This is a genomic window from Microbacterium sp. CJ77, from assembly GCF_002911615.1.
Lineage (GTDB): Bacteria > Actinomycetota > Actinomycetes > Actinomycetales > Microbacteriaceae > Microbacterium.
Genome location: NZ_PQBR01000006.1, coordinates 14962 through 30858, shown reverse-complemented (window position 1 = coordinate 30858; position 15897 = coordinate 14962). Strand labels below are relative to the sequence as shown.

The 15897-nt window shown below is 68.3% G+C and carries 14 protein-coding genes; 2 read left to right on the top strand and 12 right to left on the bottom strand.

Features of this window, described 5'->3' with window-relative positions; genetic code table 11:
• Positions 1-51: 51 nt before the first annotated feature.
• Positions 52-849 carry a 3-keto-5-aminohexanoate cleavage protein gene (locus C2868_RS00795; RefSeq protein ID WP_103662774.1) on the bottom strand — a complete coding sequence of 266 codons (798 nt, stop codon included), beginning with the start codon at positions 847-849 and terminating at the stop codon, positions 52-54.
• Between the two features lie 47 nt (positions 850-896).
• Between C2868_RS00795 and C2868_RS00790 the strand changes: the two genes are divergently transcribed.
• Complete coding sequence (locus C2868_RS00790; protein ID WP_100812029.1) at positions 897-1823, top strand: ROK family protein; 927 nt, start codon at positions 897-899, stop codon at positions 1821-1823.
• Positions 1824-2036: 213 nt separating this feature from the next.
• On the opposite strand, the gene C2868_RS00785 is transcribed toward C2868_RS00790, so the two are convergent.
• Positions 2037-2972, bottom strand: coding sequence for an ornithine cyclodeaminase family protein (locus tag C2868_RS00785; protein ID WP_100812030.1), 936 nt, complete (start codon positions 2970-2972; stop codon positions 2037-2039).
• 143 nt (positions 2973-3115) lie between these two features.
• On the opposite strand from C2868_RS00785, the gene C2868_RS00780 reads away from it, so the two are divergent.
• Positions 3116-3493, top strand: coding sequence for a RidA family protein (locus C2868_RS00780; RefSeq protein WP_100812031.1), 378 nt, complete (start codon positions 3116-3118; stop codon positions 3491-3493).
• A 35-nt stretch (positions 3494-3528) separates the two neighbouring features.
• On the opposite strand, the gene C2868_RS00775 is transcribed toward C2868_RS00780, so the two are convergent.
• The 10 genes from C2868_RS00775 to C2868_RS00730 form a co-directional block, all read right to left on the bottom strand.
• The gene (locus tag C2868_RS00775; RefSeq protein WP_100812032.1) at positions 3529-4917 is read right to left on the bottom strand and encodes a leucyl aminopeptidase; all 1389 of its coding nucleotides are present in this window, start codon (positions 4915-4917) and stop codon (positions 3529-3531) included.
• The gene (locus C2868_RS00770) at positions 4914-6140 is read right to left on the bottom strand and encodes an amidohydrolase family protein (protein WP_100812033.1); all 1227 of its coding nucleotides are present in this window, start codon (positions 6138-6140) and stop codon (positions 4914-4916) included. The genes C2868_RS00775 and C2868_RS00770 overlap by 4 nt, the downstream gene beginning before the upstream one ends.
• Positions 6137-6604 (bottom strand): GAF domain-containing protein, encoded by a 468-nt coding sequence (locus tag C2868_RS00765; RefSeq protein WP_181003311.1) that lies wholly within the window; start codon positions 6602-6604, stop codon positions 6137-6139. The genes C2868_RS00770 and C2868_RS00765 overlap by 4 nt, the downstream gene beginning before the upstream one ends.
• A gap of 25 nt (positions 6605-6629) precedes the next feature.
• Positions 6630-8111 (bottom strand): CdaR family transcriptional regulator, encoded by a 1482-nt coding sequence (locus tag C2868_RS00760; RefSeq protein WP_100812034.1) that lies wholly within the window; start codon positions 8109-8111, stop codon positions 6630-6632.
• A complete protein-coding gene (locus C2868_RS00755) occupies positions 8108-9199 on the bottom strand; it encodes a DUF917 domain-containing protein (protein WP_100812035.1) in 1092 nt (363 codons plus the stop codon). The genes C2868_RS00760 and C2868_RS00755 overlap by 4 nt, the downstream gene beginning before the upstream one ends.
• The gene (locus tag C2868_RS00750; protein ID WP_100812036.1) at positions 9196-10500 is read right to left on the bottom strand and encodes a hypothetical protein; all 1305 of its coding nucleotides are present in this window, start codon (positions 10498-10500) and stop codon (positions 9196-9198) included. Before C2868_RS00750 ends, C2868_RS00755 begins: the two co-directional genes overlap by 4 nt.
• 57 nt (positions 10501-10557) lie before the next feature.
• Positions 10558-11538, bottom strand: coding sequence for an ABC transporter permease (locus C2868_RS00745; RefSeq protein WP_100812037.1), 981 nt, complete (start codon positions 11536-11538; stop codon positions 10558-10560).
• 9 nt (positions 11539-11547) lie between these two features.
• Complete coding sequence (locus tag C2868_RS00740; protein WP_198519591.1) at positions 11548-13050, bottom strand: sugar ABC transporter ATP-binding protein; 1503 nt, start codon at positions 13048-13050, stop codon at positions 11548-11550.
• A gap of 78 nt (positions 13051-13128) precedes the next feature.
• The gene (locus tag C2868_RS00735; RefSeq protein ID WP_103662773.1) at positions 13129-14136 is read right to left on the bottom strand and encodes a sugar ABC transporter substrate-binding protein; all 1008 of its coding nucleotides are present in this window, start codon (positions 14134-14136) and stop codon (positions 13129-13131) included.
• 40 nt (positions 14137-14176) lie between these two features.
• On the bottom strand, positions 14177-15895 hold the full coding sequence (locus C2868_RS00730) for a hydantoinase B/oxoprolinase family protein (RefSeq protein ID WP_100812039.1): 1719 nt from the start codon (positions 15893-15895) through the stop codon (positions 14177-14179).
• Positions 15896-15897: the final 2 nt, after the last annotated feature.

Genomic DNA, 15897 nt, shown 5'->3' with positions numbered 1-15897 from the left:
ACAGATCAACAGCAAGGACACCCAGACTTCGAGGTCAGTCGTCAGCAAGAGTCAGGCCGCCAGGAGGTACTCGACACTCTCACAGTCGGGGGCAAGCTCACCGGGGCCCAGCCAGAGCGAATCCTCCAGTCCGACTCGCACGTTGCCGCCCATCGCGGCCGACATCGCCGCAATCCGAAACTGCGAAGCACCCGCACCGAGGACCGACCAGCGGTAGTCATCACCGAACAGCCGGTCGGCCGTGCGCTTCATGTGCATGACGTCTTCGGGGTGGGTGCCGATGCCGCCGAGGATGCCGAACACGGACTGGATGAAGAGCGGGGGCTTCACCAGCCCGCGGTCCAGGAAGTGCTTGAGGTTGTAGAGGTGCGCGATGTCGTAGCACTCGAATTCGAACCGAGTGTTGTTCTCGTAGCAGGTCGCCAGGATGTACTCGATGTCCTTGAACGAGTTGCGGAAGACCAGGTCCTTCGTAGCCGCCAGAAATTCCGGTTCCCAGTCGAACTTGAACTCCTTGTACCGATCGAGCAGGTGAAACAGCGCGAAATTGATCGAGCCCATATTCAACGAAGCCACTTCAGGCTTGAGGATCTCCGCCGGCTTCACGCGCTCTTCGACCTTCATGAAGGGGCTTCCACCCGTCGTGAGGTTGATCACCGCGTCGGTCGCATCCTTGATCTGCGGAAGGAATCGCATGAAGCCTTCCGGTGTCTGGTCCGGTTGGCCGGTCTCGGGATTGCGGGCATGCAAATGCAGGATCGACGCGCCCGCGTCTGCCGCCCCGAGGGCGTTTTCGATGATCTCGTCAGGCGTGATTGGCAGATGCGCTGACATCGACGGCGGCGTCATCCGGAGGCCGACCCGCTGCTCGGCTGGTCTTCGATCGCACCTCGCGTGTGTGCATCGGGATCGACTTGGGCGCAACGCACGGATCAGTCGGCGTCATGGACCTGTCTGGAGAGGTGCTGCGTGAGGAGAGCAGGGTTCTCGACATCGCGGACGGACCGGCGCAGATCCTGACCTGGGCGCTCGACACCGCAGAGCGCCTCCTCCGCGCGACCGGGCGGAAGAAGCGCCAACTCCTGGGCATCGGGGTGGGGGTTCCCGGTCCCGTCGAGCACTCGACAGGACGACCGATCCGGCCGCCCATCATGCCGGGATGGGATGGCTTCGACATTCCCTCGTTCGTGCAGCAACGGCTTGAAGCACCGGTCCTCGTCGACAACGACGTGAACCTCTTGGCGCTCGGCGAACGCGCTACCCGCTGGCCGGCGGTCAGCGATCTCCTCTTCATCAAGGTCGCGACCGGCATCGGCGCGGGAATAATCCTCGGAGGTGCGTTGCAGCGCGGCGCCCGCGGTTCGGCCGGCGATATCGGCCACGTCCAGGTGCCGGGCGTCGCGGACGATCGCGACCTCGAGGCCATGGCGAGCGCTCCCGCGATAGCGGCCCAACTTGGTCGCGACGGTGCGACGGTGGCCACCGGTGACGTGATCGACCGTATCCGCACCGGTGACCCAACAGCGATCGCTGCAGCCCGGGAGGCTGGACGTGTCATCGGCAAGGTCACGGCGGCGTGTGTCAGCATCCTGAACCCCTCCGTCGTAGTGATCGGTGGACAACTGGGGGTGAATGTGCAGGAGATCATCGCTGGAGTCAGGGAGGTCGTTTATCAACGATCGATCCCCCTGGCAACGCAGCACCTGAACATCGTGCCCGCGGAGGGAGGCGCCACAGCCGGAATCCGCGGGGCGGGGCTGATGGTTCTGTCCGAACGACTCAGCGCATCGGCCGTTGATGACCTGATCGCACAGACCGTGTGACTTGACGGCCTACGTTCGCGGCTCGCACCACGATAATCGTCCGAGTCTCACCTCACACGCGCCTGGGGCACGAACTCGACGGAGGATGCAGCGCCCCGGCTAACTTCGATGCACTTTCAGGACGAGGGCTGCGCGACCGTGCCTACTCCTGGACGGCGAGCGTATTCCTGACACTCGCATCGCAGTACCGCACGAGCTGAGACGGGAACTCCGTCAGTATGCGAGGTAGGCGGAGTGAGCAATCACGAGGTCCTGCCACCCTTGCCCGACCGACTTGAAGACCGGCACTCCTGAGCGCCGAAAAGCAGGTCCCGAGCCACCCGACGTCACCAAATCCCGCAGCGGAACCAGCGCGTCTGCACTCAAGGCACCATCTGCGATCGCCATGACGACATCGCCTGCCTCGCGCAGCGCGGTAGGGACATCCTCGACGACGACCAGCGCGCGCCCCATCAAGACCGCGTCCAGCTCCCGGCGATCGGGGTGGTGAGACCCCACCGCGACGATCATCGCGTCGTCGCGGACCGACGCCCCGTCGAATAGCGGGCGTGCCGCGCTCGTCGCGGCCACGATGATGTCGGCCCGGGGCACGTCGCCGACGACCCCGACCGTGGCATGGATACCGTGCGCCCCGAGCCGGGCGACGAGGGCCGCCGAGCTCTCGTGCGAACGCGAGACGATCCTGATGTCGTCAAGAGGACGTACGGCAAGCAACGCGTGCACATGCCCCTCGGCCTGCGGTCCCGCGCCGAAGACGACGACTCGATGTCCCGCGGGCGCGGCGAGCGCATCCACAGCCACGGCGGACAAAGCCGGCGTCCGGATCGACGTCAACGCCGCGCCGTCCAGCAGCGCCCGGGGGGTGAGCGTCTCGGAGTCCATGAGGATGTACGTCGCCTGGATGCGGGGACGGCCAAGCGCGTCGTTCCCCGGAGCGACCGACAGGACTTTGACCCCCGCCATCCCGCCGTGCTCCGCCGGCATCAGGAGAAGCTCCCCGTGCTCAGTGGGAACGGCAGTCCGGGCGGGCTGTCCGGCCGGATCCAGGCCGCGCCGCAGCGCCGATCGCAGGGCACTCACCGCGTCATGCCACGGGACGAGCGCGAACACGGCGGCGGCGTCGAGCGTGATCACGTCGGAACCGGTCATTCGCCCTCCCCCGTGGTCGCCATGGTGCGTTGACGCGAAATCTCCGCGCGATCACTGTGCAGGATGCCCGGGGTGCGGCGCGACCCCACTGTTAGCCTCGGCGCGCGGCAACCGAGCGCCGCACGGACACAGGGGCTCATGACATGGATATCGACATCATCGCACCCGACCACGAATCGCTTGAGGAGGGTTCCTTCAGCCCGGCCATGCGTGCCGGCGGTTGGGTCTTCACCTCCGGGCAGGTGGGCGAGAGAACCAACGGGACCGTACCCGAGTCGTTCCCGGACGAGGTCGAACTCGCCCTCGACAACCTGGAATCCGTACTCGCCGCGGCGGGGAGCGATCTCGCGCACGTGATGCGGATCGAGGTCATCCTCGCCGATATGTCCGACTTCGCGGCGATGAACGAGGTCTACCGGAAGCGGATGAGTGCCCCCCGGCCCGCCCGTTATACCCATGGCTCTGCTCTCGCGCCGGGGTATCGGGTCGAGTTCGTGGCCACGGCTGTCGTGGTGGATTGAGATGTGCGCGGCATAGCCCGCCGCAGTCCTGCCGGTCATGACGGCCGGATGAGGTCGGCGATGAGGGCGACTCCGTAGCCGGTGCCGCCCGCGGCGCCCAAAGCGTCAGCCGTGTGCCGAAAGGCCGGTCCCGCCATGTCGACGTGCGCCCACGGGACCTCCGCAACGAATCGACTCAGCAAGAGGGCAGCCGTGGAGACGCGCGCTCGAGGTACACCGGGGAAGTTCTTGTAGTCGGCGATATCTGATGTGATCTGTGCGTTCACGTCGGCCTGGAGAGGCATCCGCCACACGCGATCCCCGGTCCGCTCCCCCGCTGCGAGCAGGCGCGACGCGAGGGCGTCGTCCGTCGCGACGAGCGCCGCGAAGTCATCCCCGAGCGCGTTCCGTGCAGCGTAGGTGAGGGCCGCGAGGTCCACGATCGTGCGCGGCCCCATCTCGACGGCCCGTGCGAACGCATCGACGAGGATGACCCGACCCTCGAAGTCCGTGTCCAGGATCTCGAGAGTCGCGCCGTTCCGGACGCGAACGACGTCACCCGGCCGGACCGCGTGCGCACCGGGCATGTTCTCGACGATCGGGATGACGGCCGAGAAGGAGCGACCCGGTGCAAGCGACGGCAGCAGCGAGAATGCGGCGATGACCGCCGCCGCGCCGGCCATGTCGGACTTCATGTCCATGAGCGCTTCGGGGGATTTCAGGGACATCCCGCCCGAGTCGAAGGTCACGCCCTTCGCGACGAAAGCGTATTCGGGCGGCCCCTCACCGAGGGCGAGTTCCAGCAACAGCGGCGGGTGGGCGGATCCCTTCCCGATGGCGATGATGCCACCGTATCCTCCGTCCTCCAGTTCCGCCGCATCCCGGATGACGACATGAACGCCCAGGGGCTCCAGCAGCTCGCGCGCCCGGCGGGCGAGTTCCGCGGGCGTGAGCGCGGAGGGCGGCAGATTGACGAGATCACGTGCGTGCTGCACGGCCGCGGCGATTCGCGCGCCTCGCTCCCAGGCATCCGGAGAGGATGCGCCCGCGCGTGCGGGCAGCGACCGCGATGTGAAGGTCGTCTCGCCGGTCATGCGGAAGCGGTAGCCGCCCCAGGCGATTCCGCGGGCGATCGCGACGACCGCCTCGTCGTCGGGGGACGCGGCGAACGAGTCGATGTCGACCTCGAGCGTGATCGGGTCGGATGCCTCGGACACCGCGAACGCCGCGGACACCCGGCGTGCGATGGCCGCGGCCGCGCGCGCCAACCGCTCGGGCGACGACGCGTCCCGAGCGCCGACGCCGGTGACTCCGACGATGTGGTCGCCCGACTGCTCGATCCGCGTCTGGCCGATGCGCCCGGTGAAGCCGTCCACGCGGCGCGCGTCGAAGACGTCGGTGTCGATGTCGTCCTCGTAGACCGCTCTGACGACGACCGTGCTCATGGCCCGAATCCAGGTTCGACCGGCACCCCGTCCAGCACGACCCTCGGACGCCGGTCGCTCCAGAGCATCGCGGGGTCGTCGAGGGGATTGCCGTCGAAGATCAGCACGTCACCGAAAGCGCCCGGTCCGATCCTGCCGATGCGGTCGTTCCTCAGCAGCGCCGCATTCACCGACGTGACGCTCCGCAACAGCTCGAGCACGCCCGAGACCTCGCTCTGCAGCCGGAGGCCGTGCAGTTGCTCGCTCTCGAGCCCTCCCATCAGGTCGGATCCGAAGCCCACGGGCACGCCCGCGCCGGACGCGCGCTCGATGGCGGTCTTGCCAAGGTCGAGCACCTCGGCATTCTTGGCGAGCCCGATGGAGGTCATGCCCAGCTCGCCGCCGTGGCGGGACATCGCGTCGTATGTGACCAGGGTGGGTACGAGGTACGCACCGGCATCCGCCATCGCGCGCGCCGTCTCCTCGTCGAGCAGGTTCCCGTGCTCGATCGAGCGGACCCCGCCGCGCAGGGCGTGCTGGATGGCTTCCGATGAGTAAGCGTGCGCCGCCACGTAGCTTCCGCGCCGGGCCGCCTCCTCGGACACGACGCGGATCTCTGCCAGTGAGTACTGCGGGATCTTCAGCGGATCGGTCGGTGAGGTCACACCGCCCGACGCCATGATCTTGATGGCGTGCGCTCCCCCGTGCAGGCGGCTCCGCACGGCGATCCGCAACGCGTCCACCCCGTCGACGATCTCGAGGCCCGGGCCGCCGTGGAAGCAGAGCGTGTCGTCGGGCGAGGTCGGGTCGCCGTGCCCGCCGGTCTGACTCAGGGCCGCGCCGGAGTAGAAGTAGCGCGGCGAGGTGAACAGGCCCTGCTCGATCGCGGTGTGCAGTCCTGCGTCACCGCCTGCGACGTCCCGAACGGTCGTGAATCCGCGTCGCAGAGCCGCGCCCAAGCGCTTGCGCGCGAGCAGGGCGACATAGCTGAGGTGACGGGTCTCGTTGTGCAGGAGGTTGAGCGACACTGCGTACGCGTGCAGGTGGGCGTCGATGAAACCGGGGGTGACGACCCCGCCGCGAGCGTCGATCTCGGCGATACCGTCGAGCGCCGAATCGTCGGCGTCGAGCATGACACCATCGCGGATGACGAGGTCACGCTCAACCAGCGCTGCGGACGATCCATCGAACAGCAGGCCGTTGCGGATGCGCAGGGAACCGCCACGGGTGCGGAAGTGCGTCATCGGGACACCTCCGGAAAGATCTCGGCACGAGCAGCGGCGACGGCGTCGGTCGCCGCCGCCGTGAGTTCCACCGCGACGGCGACCGACTCGTCATCGAGGCTTCCCTCGGGTCCGAGGAAGTTGATCGAGCCGATCGTCTCGCCCGCGTGCACGACGGGCGTGTTCACGATCGCGCCGCAACCGAGCGACTCGATCGTCGCCCAGTCGAAGAAGAACTCCCGCACCGCCTCACGGTCCGCGCCGAGGAACGGCCGCTGGCCCGCGACGACCTGATCGAGCCAGATCGGCGACGTCTGCGTCGGGTCCAGCCTCTTCCGGCCTCCCACGGCGTACACCTCGGGGTGCGTCGAGTACACCCGCGAGATCTCGGCACCGTCCGGCGTGAGCACGGTGACCGTGACGAGGATGCTGCCGAGTCGCCGGGCGGCGGACTCGGCGGTCTGGGAGAGGGACAGTGAGGACATGTGTGAAGCTCCGGTTCGTGGGCGGTCAGCGGTCGACGGACGGGGACGGTGGCTGCGGGAGGGATGTGAGGTCGAGGGCTGCGAGCAGCAGGTGCGTTGACAGCAACTCCGCCGGGCGGTCCAGGTGGATCCCGAGAGCGGCCGCGCGCCGCAGGCGCAACTGAAGAGTGTTGCGGTGGACACCGAGCTGCTCCGCCGCGGCGGTGACGGAGCCCGCAGAGTCCAGGTACGCGACGACCGTGGCGATGATGTCGGCGGCGTTCGGGTCCGCCAGCAGCCGGGGGTAGGCGGTCCGTGTCAGGTCGATCGCTTCCTCGGCGGGAAGAAGTCGTCGCACGAGGGGCAGACCGAAGCGCCGGAAGTCGATGATCGGGCCGCCCGGTTCGGCGAGGCGCGCTGCCAGTCCCGCTCGGCGGAGCAGGTTCGAAACTTGCTCCGTGCCATCCGGGTCAAGCGCGACGCCGACGGCCGTGCCGAGGGGCCCGAGACCCGAGTCCGCGAGCTGCTGAAGCGCGCCGTCGACCTCGGCGGACGGGTGTGCGAGCGGCACCAACGCGAACCACCCGGCATGCATCCGCGCGAGCGGCACACGAGGGAACGCCTCGCGCCAACGACTGTTCACGACAGGGGCGATGCGATCCGCCCGATGATCGATGTCGCCCTCGACCACCCTGAGGACGACGGCCGCGAGCGGCGTGCCCGCGGGCCACCGTCGAAGCGTCGATTGGTCCGGGCGAGCGTCGTCGACGGCGCTGCCCTCGTGCAGGCCGGTGAGGGCGGCGAACGACAGTAATGGCGCGGCGTCGACGAGGTCGTCGAGTTCCTGCGCGAGCAGAAGCGCTCGCAGGGTCATGCCGGCTCGTGCGAGCGCCTGCTCGGCGAACACCTGCTGGGGAAGCGGGACGGCCGCAACCAGCTCCGGACCCCGCCTGCCGCCTGTCAGCACCAACCTGATCGTCACCGGTTCAGGCGGCCGCTCGCCGTGCGAGACGAGCTCGATTCCTTCCACGAGGACCTGAACGTGCGCGTCGCCGATCTCCTGCGAGATCTCCCTCAGTACCTCCGGGATCGTCGTGGCACGGGAGACACGACTGTGAAGCGCGTCGAGGCGGGACAGTATCCCCGCCTCGAGCGCTCCGAGTTCGCGCGCCAGCGTGAGAGCCGTCCGGTCGATACCCACCGCCGTCGTGAAGAGCGCGACGCCGAATCTGCGAGCCAGCTCGATGACCGACTCCGAGAAGGACTGCTCGGACACGACCAGCGCCACGGCACGACGTTCCCACGCATAGCGCAGAGCAACGGAGACCACCCAGCCACCCAGGGCCAGTTCTTCGCCGAGCAGCACGATGCTGTCGGGACCGACCTCCAGGATCTGGTCGACGTGCGTGACGAGGGCGATGTCGCGCACCGACTGCGCAGAGGACGGGACATGGTGAGCGGTAAGCCCCACGCTGTCGTGAGCCAACAGAAGATCGCGCAGGCTCACGCCGCGTCGCATAGCGCTCATCGGACCCGTCCTGCCCGGGCGGGACCCACGACGTGCATCGCCATGGGTTCGACAAGCGCGCGACCCTCGGGCGAGTACCACTGGGCCGCGGCGGGGAAGCTGATGAGATCGAGCTTGTTACCGACCCAGAGATCGTCGAGGCTGGCGACACTGGCATCTTCGGGCCGCACCATCGTGATCACGTCCGGTACGACGGCCTGGATGGCGCCGTCGACGAGCATCATGAGGATCTCGTTCTGGATCTCGAGCCGCACGATGCGCCCTTGGGCTTCGTCGACCAGGGTCGCACTGGAGGGCCGGTCGGGCAGGCCGGGAACGGATGGGCGCGAGAGTCCCTCCACATCGGTGACGCGGGCTCGGATGACCTTTCGCATCCCGAGCAGCGTCGTGAGTTGTGCGTACTTGGCCTGCGTGTGCAGTGCGGAATCGAGGATCTCGCCGATCTCGATGAGCCGGCTGATGCTGCCGATCACCCCGTGCGCCTGCAGCTGGGTCGCGGTCACCGGGTAGGAGGCGGTCGCCGCCCACCCGCCGAGTTCGGACGCGAGCGCGCGGACGATCCGTTCGGCTCGAGCCGGGGCGACGACATCGACCACCGCGGTCTCACCGGTGGGGCCGGTCAGCGCGATGGGCCCGGCGCTCAGGCCGGCTAGCGCGAGGGTCGTCTGGCTGACCAGCGGGAAGACGCGCCCCATGGGATCGGCGTCGACCAGGGGGAGCCCGGTCTGCACGGCCACATTCACCGGGACCATGGCGTTCACGCTGGCCGCCGCGAGCGGGAAGATCCCGCGCAGCGGCACACCCAGCCGTTCCTGCAGCAGCTTCAGCGCCGTCTCGAACTCGTCACCGACGGGGATCATCTCCGAGAACATCAGGCCTCGGTTCACGAATCCGATGGATGTCGTCATGTCCCCGGGATCGAGGCCGTCCGCCGACACCAGAACGGGTCCCTCGCCGCTGCGTTCGATGAGCGACAGCGTCGTATCTCGATACTGCTTGGCGCTCTCGTGATCGATCGTGCAGGCCACGAACATCGCGCCCGTGCAGAGGTGTCGGACGTCGACCGCGGTGAGTCGTCGAGGGGTCATGCGCGCCCGCCCTCGAGGACGCGCTCGGCGGGGATGCCGGAGCCCTGAGTATCGGCAACCCCGCGCACGCGCACGCGGATCATCTGGGCTTCGCCGTATGTCGTCGCCAACACCCGGGATTCCGTGACACGGACGCGCGCGGGGTGCGCCCCCCACGCCACGAGGTTCGCGCGGGCGATCGCCTCGCCGTCGGCGAGCGCCCGTTCGATGTCCTCCGCACCCAGCACCCGGGCGACGCGATTGTGCCAATAGGAGGCCGGCGCAACCGCGGCGCCCACCGCGACCAGATCCTCATCGGTGACGATCAGGGGAGCCAGGCCGAAGACGGCCAGGTCCTGTTCCGCGCCCTCGGCGAGTACCGTCACGGGCGGCTCCACCGACCCCGAGAGGAGCAGGTCCGTAAGCGGGACGACATGCGCGAAGCTCGAGGCGAGCGACATTCCGCCGGGGAGGGACGTCCGGCTGACGACGGACGGAAGACCGTCCACGAACTCCCCGATCCGCACGGCGCCCGGCCGGGCGACGATGATCCGTCCGTCGGTGCGGCCCGCGACGGCGGCACCCCCGAGCATCTCGCCGGCGACATCCGCGCGCATCGAATGGACGGGCGTGATCGGCAGCCGCGACAGGGGGGTACATCCGCCCTCGTTCGTTGCCACGAACGCCCGGACACCCTCGCCGGCGCCAAGCGCGACGGCGTCCGCGAGAGACGCCGCGAGACGTTCGGCGCTGGCGAGCATGACGGCGTTCAGGATGGCGGTGAACTCACGCACCAGGAGCGAGTCGCTGTAGAACGCGCTCGACTCCGTGACGCTGCCGACCGACACGGTCGAGCGAAGGACCTCGGCCGCTCGACGTTCGTGCTCCGGGTTGACCGGAGAGCCCGCGGCGGAGACCACGAGGTGCGACCCCGGCTCGATGTGCCCGGCGAGACCACGCAAAGCCTCCTCGTCCAGCGGCACGAGTTCGTGACCGAGGGCGTTGTGGCCCCCGCCGATGTGCGCGACATCGACCGGGATTCGTTCGGCGGGCCACAGATGACGCCGTGGCTCGCGCGGCTTGCGCGGCTCGATGAGCACCGAGACGACCTTGGTGTCGGCGTCCCGGACGAGCGCCTGGCTCACGTCGAAGACAACGGCCGAGACCGCATCACCGGCGTCGCCGCACAGGCGCCTGAGGATCTCGGCGACAGGCCGCGTCGGATCGCCCTGTGACGATCTCCGCGCGCGCGTCAGCCGCCCGTCCTCATGGACGGCGACGGCCGATATCTCGCGCCGCGTGACGCGCACGCCGATTCGCATAAGATCCTTCCGCGGCCCGGGAGCCGTTGAGGTTGTGTCTCTATCCTGGCCCGCTCGTCACCCTCGCGAGCGTCTGGATCTGCGCGAGAGCCACGCGTCCGCGGCGACGGCCACGAGGATGAGGACGCCCGTCACGACCTGCTGGTACGTCGTGTCCCAGCGCAACAGATTGAATCCGTTCCCGATGACGGTCAGGATGATGACTCCGACGACGGTGCGCCACACGGCTCCGGCCCCGCCGAGGATGCTCGTGCCGCCGATCACGACGGCGGCGATGGCGGTGAGCTCCATCCCGGTACCCATCGACGGTTGAGCCGAACCCGCGCGCGACGCGAGCACCATTCCCGCTGCGGCCGCGCAGATGCCGTTGATCGCGAACACGGAGATGTGGATGAGGGGGGTGCGGACGCCGCTCAGGCGTGCGGCCTCTTCGTTGCCGCCGACCGCGTAGACACGCCGACCGAACGTCGTTCCCCAGAGGACGAACCCGAGGACCAGCGCCGCTACGGCGAACAGTATCGTGCCGCCGGAGAAACCGCCTATGGCGGGGAGAGCCCAGAATCGGAATGCCTCGAGCTGGTCGCTCGGAACCGACAGGATCGCCCCCCCGGTCAGCACGATGGCGAGCCCTCGGTAGATGATGCTGATGGCGAGCGATCCGATGAAGGAGTTGACGCGTGTCAGCACGATCATCGTGCCCGTGATCGTGCCGAGGATCGCGCCGACGCCGAGGGCCAGGACGAATCCCATCGGTACGCCGAATTGCGTCGTGAGGAAGACCCCGGCGATCGCCGAGACGGCGAGGGTCGCCGACGACGAGAGATCGAACACGCCCGAGACGATGCAGAGCGTCGCGCCGACCGCCAGCAAACCGATGACGACCGCCTGGTCGAGCAGGTTGACGATGTTCTGACCGCTGAGGAACGTCGTGGTCGAAAGACTCAGGTAGACGATGATCGCAAGGAGTCCCCCGAGAATGCCGAAGTCCTTGAAGTCGAAGCCCCGGCGGCGCGGACGGGTGGCGATGTCTGTTGTCACGGAGGTCTCCTAGAGGAAGGCGGCGGACATGATGTCCTCGCGGTCGGCGGGGCTCGGGAATTCTGCGACGACCCTCCCGAGACGCATGACGAGGATGCGGTGAGAGAGGGCCATCACCTCCTCGAGCTCGGAGCTCACGACGATCACGGCCGTTCCGGCGGCGGCGAGGTCGAGGATCAGGTTGTGGATGTTGACCTTTGCGCCGATATCGACGCCCCGGGTGGGTTCGTCGATGAGAAAGATCTTCGGCGGCGTGATGAGCCACTTGCCGAACAGGGCCTTCTGCTGGTTGCCCCCCGACAGCGCGGCCAGGGGCACATGCCGGACGCTCCCCCGCACGTCGACCATGGTGACGACACGGTCCACCGCCGCGTGCTCGGAACGTCTGCGGAGGACGCCTGCGACCTGGCGTCTGCCCAGCGACGGGAGCGCGATGTTCTCAGTCGCGTCGCGGCCGAGGACCAGGCCTTCGTCCTTTCGGGACTCGGGCACCAGCGCGAGGCCGCGATCGATCATGCGGCGGATCGTCGCCCGCCGCACAGGCGCACCCGAGACGGACACGCGGCCCGACGTCAGACGGTCGGCGCCGAAAATGGCCCTCAGCGTCTCCGACCGGCCGCTGCCGACGAGGCCCGCCAATCCGAGGATCTCGCCCTCGCGCACGGACAGGCTGACGTCGCGGATGCGGTCGTTCGTCATGCCCTCGGCGCGGAGCACGACGGCGGCGGATCCCGGCAGAGGGCCCGGCGTGCGCGACAGGGCGGCGATCTCGCGACCGACCATGAGGCGCACGAGGGAGTCGGCCGTCTGTCCCGACGCGTCCTCGGTGGCGATCTGCGCCCCGTCACGGAGCACCGTGACGCGATCCGCGATGCCGAGCACCTCTTCGAGGAAGTGCGAGACGATGACGATCGTCGTGCCGCGGGCGGCGAGGGTGCGCAGCACCGCTAGCAATTGCTCGGTCTCCGCCTCGGCGAGCGCGGCCGTCGGTTCGTCGAGGCACAGCACCCGCGAACCGCGGGCGAGCGCCTTCAGGATCTCGACCTGCTGCGCCTTGCCGAGGGGGAGCGAGGCGACCTGGGCGTGCGGGTCGAGATCGAATCCGATCTCGGCGGAAAGCTCGTCGAAACGCCGGCGGTCGACCGCGGGAGTCGCGACCCCTCCCGCGTTCGCCCATCCGCCGAGGAAGACGTTCTCGAGCACCGTCCGGTGCGGGACCAGGGCGAGCTCCTGCGAGATGAGCGACACCCCGTGCGCGATCGAGTCTCGCGGACTCGACAAGCGGGTCGGGATCCCGTCGAACAGGACGCGGCCCGCGTCCGCGGGAATCGCCCCGCCGAGGATCTTCAGCAGAGTCGACTTGCCGGCCCCGTTTTCGCCGAGCAGGCCATGGATCTCGCCGGGTGCGATCTCGAACGAGATGTCGCGAAGGACCGAGATGCCGTTGTACGACTTCCCGACCGACTCGAGACCGATCAGCGGTGTGCTGGTGAGCGTGGTCGGCTTTGCCACCGTCTTCCCTTCGTGATTGTCGATCTCGCGATCGGACCCCGGGCGGGTCGCGTGTCCGCGGCCCACCCGGGTGGGCGATCAGTCGTCGTACGTCGCCTCGAAGCCCTCGAGGTTCGCGGCGGTGCCGATCCCCTTGCTCGGCGTCAGGTCGGCCTCGTTGATGGCCACCTCGACGTCCTCGCCCTGGTGCTTCTTGATGCCGAGCTCCGCCGCCGTGTAGCCGTTGAGGTAGAGATCGAGCGTGTACGTCGCGAACCACTCACCGCTGCGCACTGCCTCGACCGCCTGACGAGACGAGCCGTTGCCGACGAACATGACCGAGCTGTCGGCCCCGGCGGCGAGACGCGCCCCGCCGATGGCCTGCGAGGAGCCGATCACGACGTTCACGTCCGGGTTGGCGGTGATGATGTCCTGGAAGGCTGCCTGACCGGCGTCCGCAGTGTATCCGCCCTCGACCTGTGCGACGACCTCCGCTCCCCCGGCTTCGAGGGTGTCGACCACGGCTTGGGTACGAGCATTGTCGAGCGGGAGCGCCCGGAAGCCCTCCATGTAGGCGACCTGGCACGGGTCCGCCCCCGCCTCTTCGCAGGCCAGCAGGCCCATCTCGCCGAGCTTCTCGCCGTTGACGACGGCGGGGTCCACGATCGAGATCGCACCCTCCACCTGCGGCTCGACGGTCTCGAAGTCGGGACCGACGGCCGTGAACTCGACGACCACGGTGATGCCGGCGGCGACCGCGTCTTCGAGCGGCTTCTGCACGACGAGATTGTCGTTGGCCTGGATGATGATGATGTCGTACTGGCCCGACGTGACGGCATCCGTCACCTGCTGCGCCTGGAGCTGCCCGTCGAAGTTGGAATCGACGAACTCGGATGTGGCGCCCATCTCTTCCGCCGCGGCCTCGACCCCGTCGTACACACCTTGCGCGAACGAGTTCGCCGCGGCGAACCCGAAGAACCCGATGCTCAGCTGGTCGTCACCGCCGCTGGAACCCGAGCCGGGCTCTGTTCCTCCCGTGGCGCAACCGGCCAGGAGTGCGACCGTGGCTAGGGCCAGGCCGGGGACTGCGAAGTGCTTTCTCTTCATTGCAGGTACCGCTTCCTCTCGTGTGGGTGGAACTGTGATCTCATTCGGGGTGGACGTATCCGTAGTCCGCGCGCGCCCGCTCCGCCGATACGTAGCCGTTCTCCACGTCGTATCGGACGGCCTCGTGATCGCGCTCGGCGGGAGCGCCGTAGCCGCCGCCGCCGCCGACGGCGAGGCGGATGATGGTGCCCTTCGACGCGGGTTGGGCGTTGATCTTCAGGGTGCGGAACTCATCCGGGGTGCCAGGATTGATGACGACCTCCGGTCCCACGGCGCCGTTCCCGTCGAAGAGTCCCCAGGCGGGGGTCTGCGACCGCTCGAACCACAGGCCGAAGACGCCGTCCGCGAGGAACTCGTACTCGCGGACGACCCCGTTGCCGCCACGCCACCGGCCGGCTCCTCCGGAGTCCGCGCGGATGGAGTATTCACGGATGCGGAACGGCCACTTGGTCTCGACCATCTCGATCGGGAAGTCCTGGAGCGACCCGTTGACGTTGTTGATCAGTGCTGATTCGCCGTCCTCGCCGTTCCACGCGCCCCACCCGCCGAGCGTGGCCTCCATCGAGACCCAGTTGCGGCCGACCCGGGGATCGAACCCGGCGCTCGTGATGATCATCGAGTCGCCGTGGCTGGCGGCGGCGACGCGGTCGGGCAGTGCCGGCGCCAGGGCGCGCGACACCATATCGATGAGCATGCCCAGGTGCGAGAAGTACCACTGGCATGCGGCCGGCGCGACGGCGCCCAGGACCGACCCCTCGCGGACCTTGACCGTCAATGGACGGAACGACCCCCCATTGGAGTTGGTCTCGGGGCTCACCAGGATCTTGTAGCCGACGCGCAGAGCCGAGATCGCCTGCGCGACACCGCAGTTGACGGGGCCCTGGGTCTGGTCGGCCGACTCCGTGACGTCGAACTCGATCTGGTTGCCCGACACCGTCACGGTCAGCTTGATCGGGATCGGCACGTCGAGGTTGATGCCGTCGTTGTCGAGGAAGCCCTCAGCGGAGTACACGCCGTCCGGGATCTCGCGCACGCGCTCGAGTTCGAGCTCCTCGGTCTGGCGGAAGATCTCGTCGCGCGCCGCCTCGATGACGTCGAGGCCGTACTTGCGCACGAGCTCCTGCATGCGGATCGATCCCATGCGCAGGGCGGCGACCATCGCGTGCATGTCGCCGACCGTCTGGTACGGGAAGCGGGTGTTCGTCTGGATCAGTTCGACGACGTCGGTTTCGACGCCCTGGGAGATGAGCTTGACCGGACCCATCCGGAAGCCCTCCTGGAAGATATCGGTCGAATCCATGGACGCCCCGACGTCCTTGCCGCCCATGTCCATCCAGTGGGCACGCGTCGCCGAGAATCCGACCAGGACACCGTCGACGAAGACCGGTGCGAAGATCGTCACGTCGTTGAGGTGGGTCCCGCCGATGTACGCGTCGTTGAGGATCCAGACGTCGTCCTCTCGCCAGACGTCGCGACCGTACTTCTCCTCGACGGCCTTCGAGCAGGTCTCGATGTTGCCGAGGAACAGCGGCAGGCCGGCGGACTGCCCCAGCACCTGGTGGTTCTGGTCGAGCAGCGCCACGACGCAGTCGCCGCCCTCGTAGATGATCATCGAGTACGCCGACCGGATGAGCGTGGCGTTCATGTCCTCCGCCGCGCTCGTCAGCGCATTGCGCAGGATCTCGACGGTCACGGGATCGACGGTGACGGGAGCGCTCGCGCCCTCGAGGGCGGTGGTGTCGACGGTGGTCGAAGACATGG

Bases quoted from the DNA above. Each gene is read 5' to 3' on its own strand.
- C2868_RS00775 (WP_100812032.1), bottom strand. From the start codon at position 4,917: ATGAGCACGGTCGTCGTCAGAGCGGTCTACGAGGACGACATCGACACC.
- C2868_RS00795 (WP_103662774.1), bottom strand. From the start codon at position 849: ATGACGCCGCCGTCGATGTCAGCGCATCTGCCAATCACGCCTGACGAG.
- C2868_RS00760 (WP_100812034.1), bottom strand. From the start codon at position 8,111: ATGAGCGCTATGCGACGCGGCGTGAGCCTGCGCGATCTTCTGTTGGCT.
- C2868_RS00755 (WP_100812035.1), bottom strand. From the start codon at position 9,199: ATGACCCCTCGACGACTCACCGCGGTCGACGTCCGACACCTCTGCACG.
- C2868_RS00785 (WP_100812030.1), bottom strand. From the start codon at position 2,972: ATGACCGGTTCCGACGTGATCACGCTCGACGCCGCCGCCGTGTTCGCG.
- C2868_RS00750 (WP_100812036.1), bottom strand. From the start codon at position 10,500: ATGCGAATCGGCGTGCGCGTCACGCGGCGCGAGATATCGGCCGTCGCC.
- C2868_RS00770 (WP_100812033.1), bottom strand. From the start codon at position 6,140: ATGACGCACTTCCGCACCCGTGGCGGTTCCCTGCGCATCCGCAACGGC.
- C2868_RS00730 (WP_100812039.1), bottom strand. From the start codon at position 15,895: ATGTCTTCGACCACCGTCGACACCACCGCCCTCGAGGGCGCGAGCGCT.
- C2868_RS00780 (WP_100812031.1), top strand. From the start codon at position 3,116: ATGGATATCGACATCATCGCACCCGACCACGAATCGCTTGAGGAGGGT.
- C2868_RS00735 (WP_103662773.1), bottom strand. From the start codon at position 14,136: ATGAAGAGAAAGCACTTCGCAGTCCCCGGCCTGGCCCTAGCCACGGTC.
- C2868_RS00765 (WP_181003311.1), bottom strand. From the start codon at position 6,604: ATGTCCTCACTGTCCCTCTCCCAGACCGCCGAGTCCGCCGCCCGGCGA.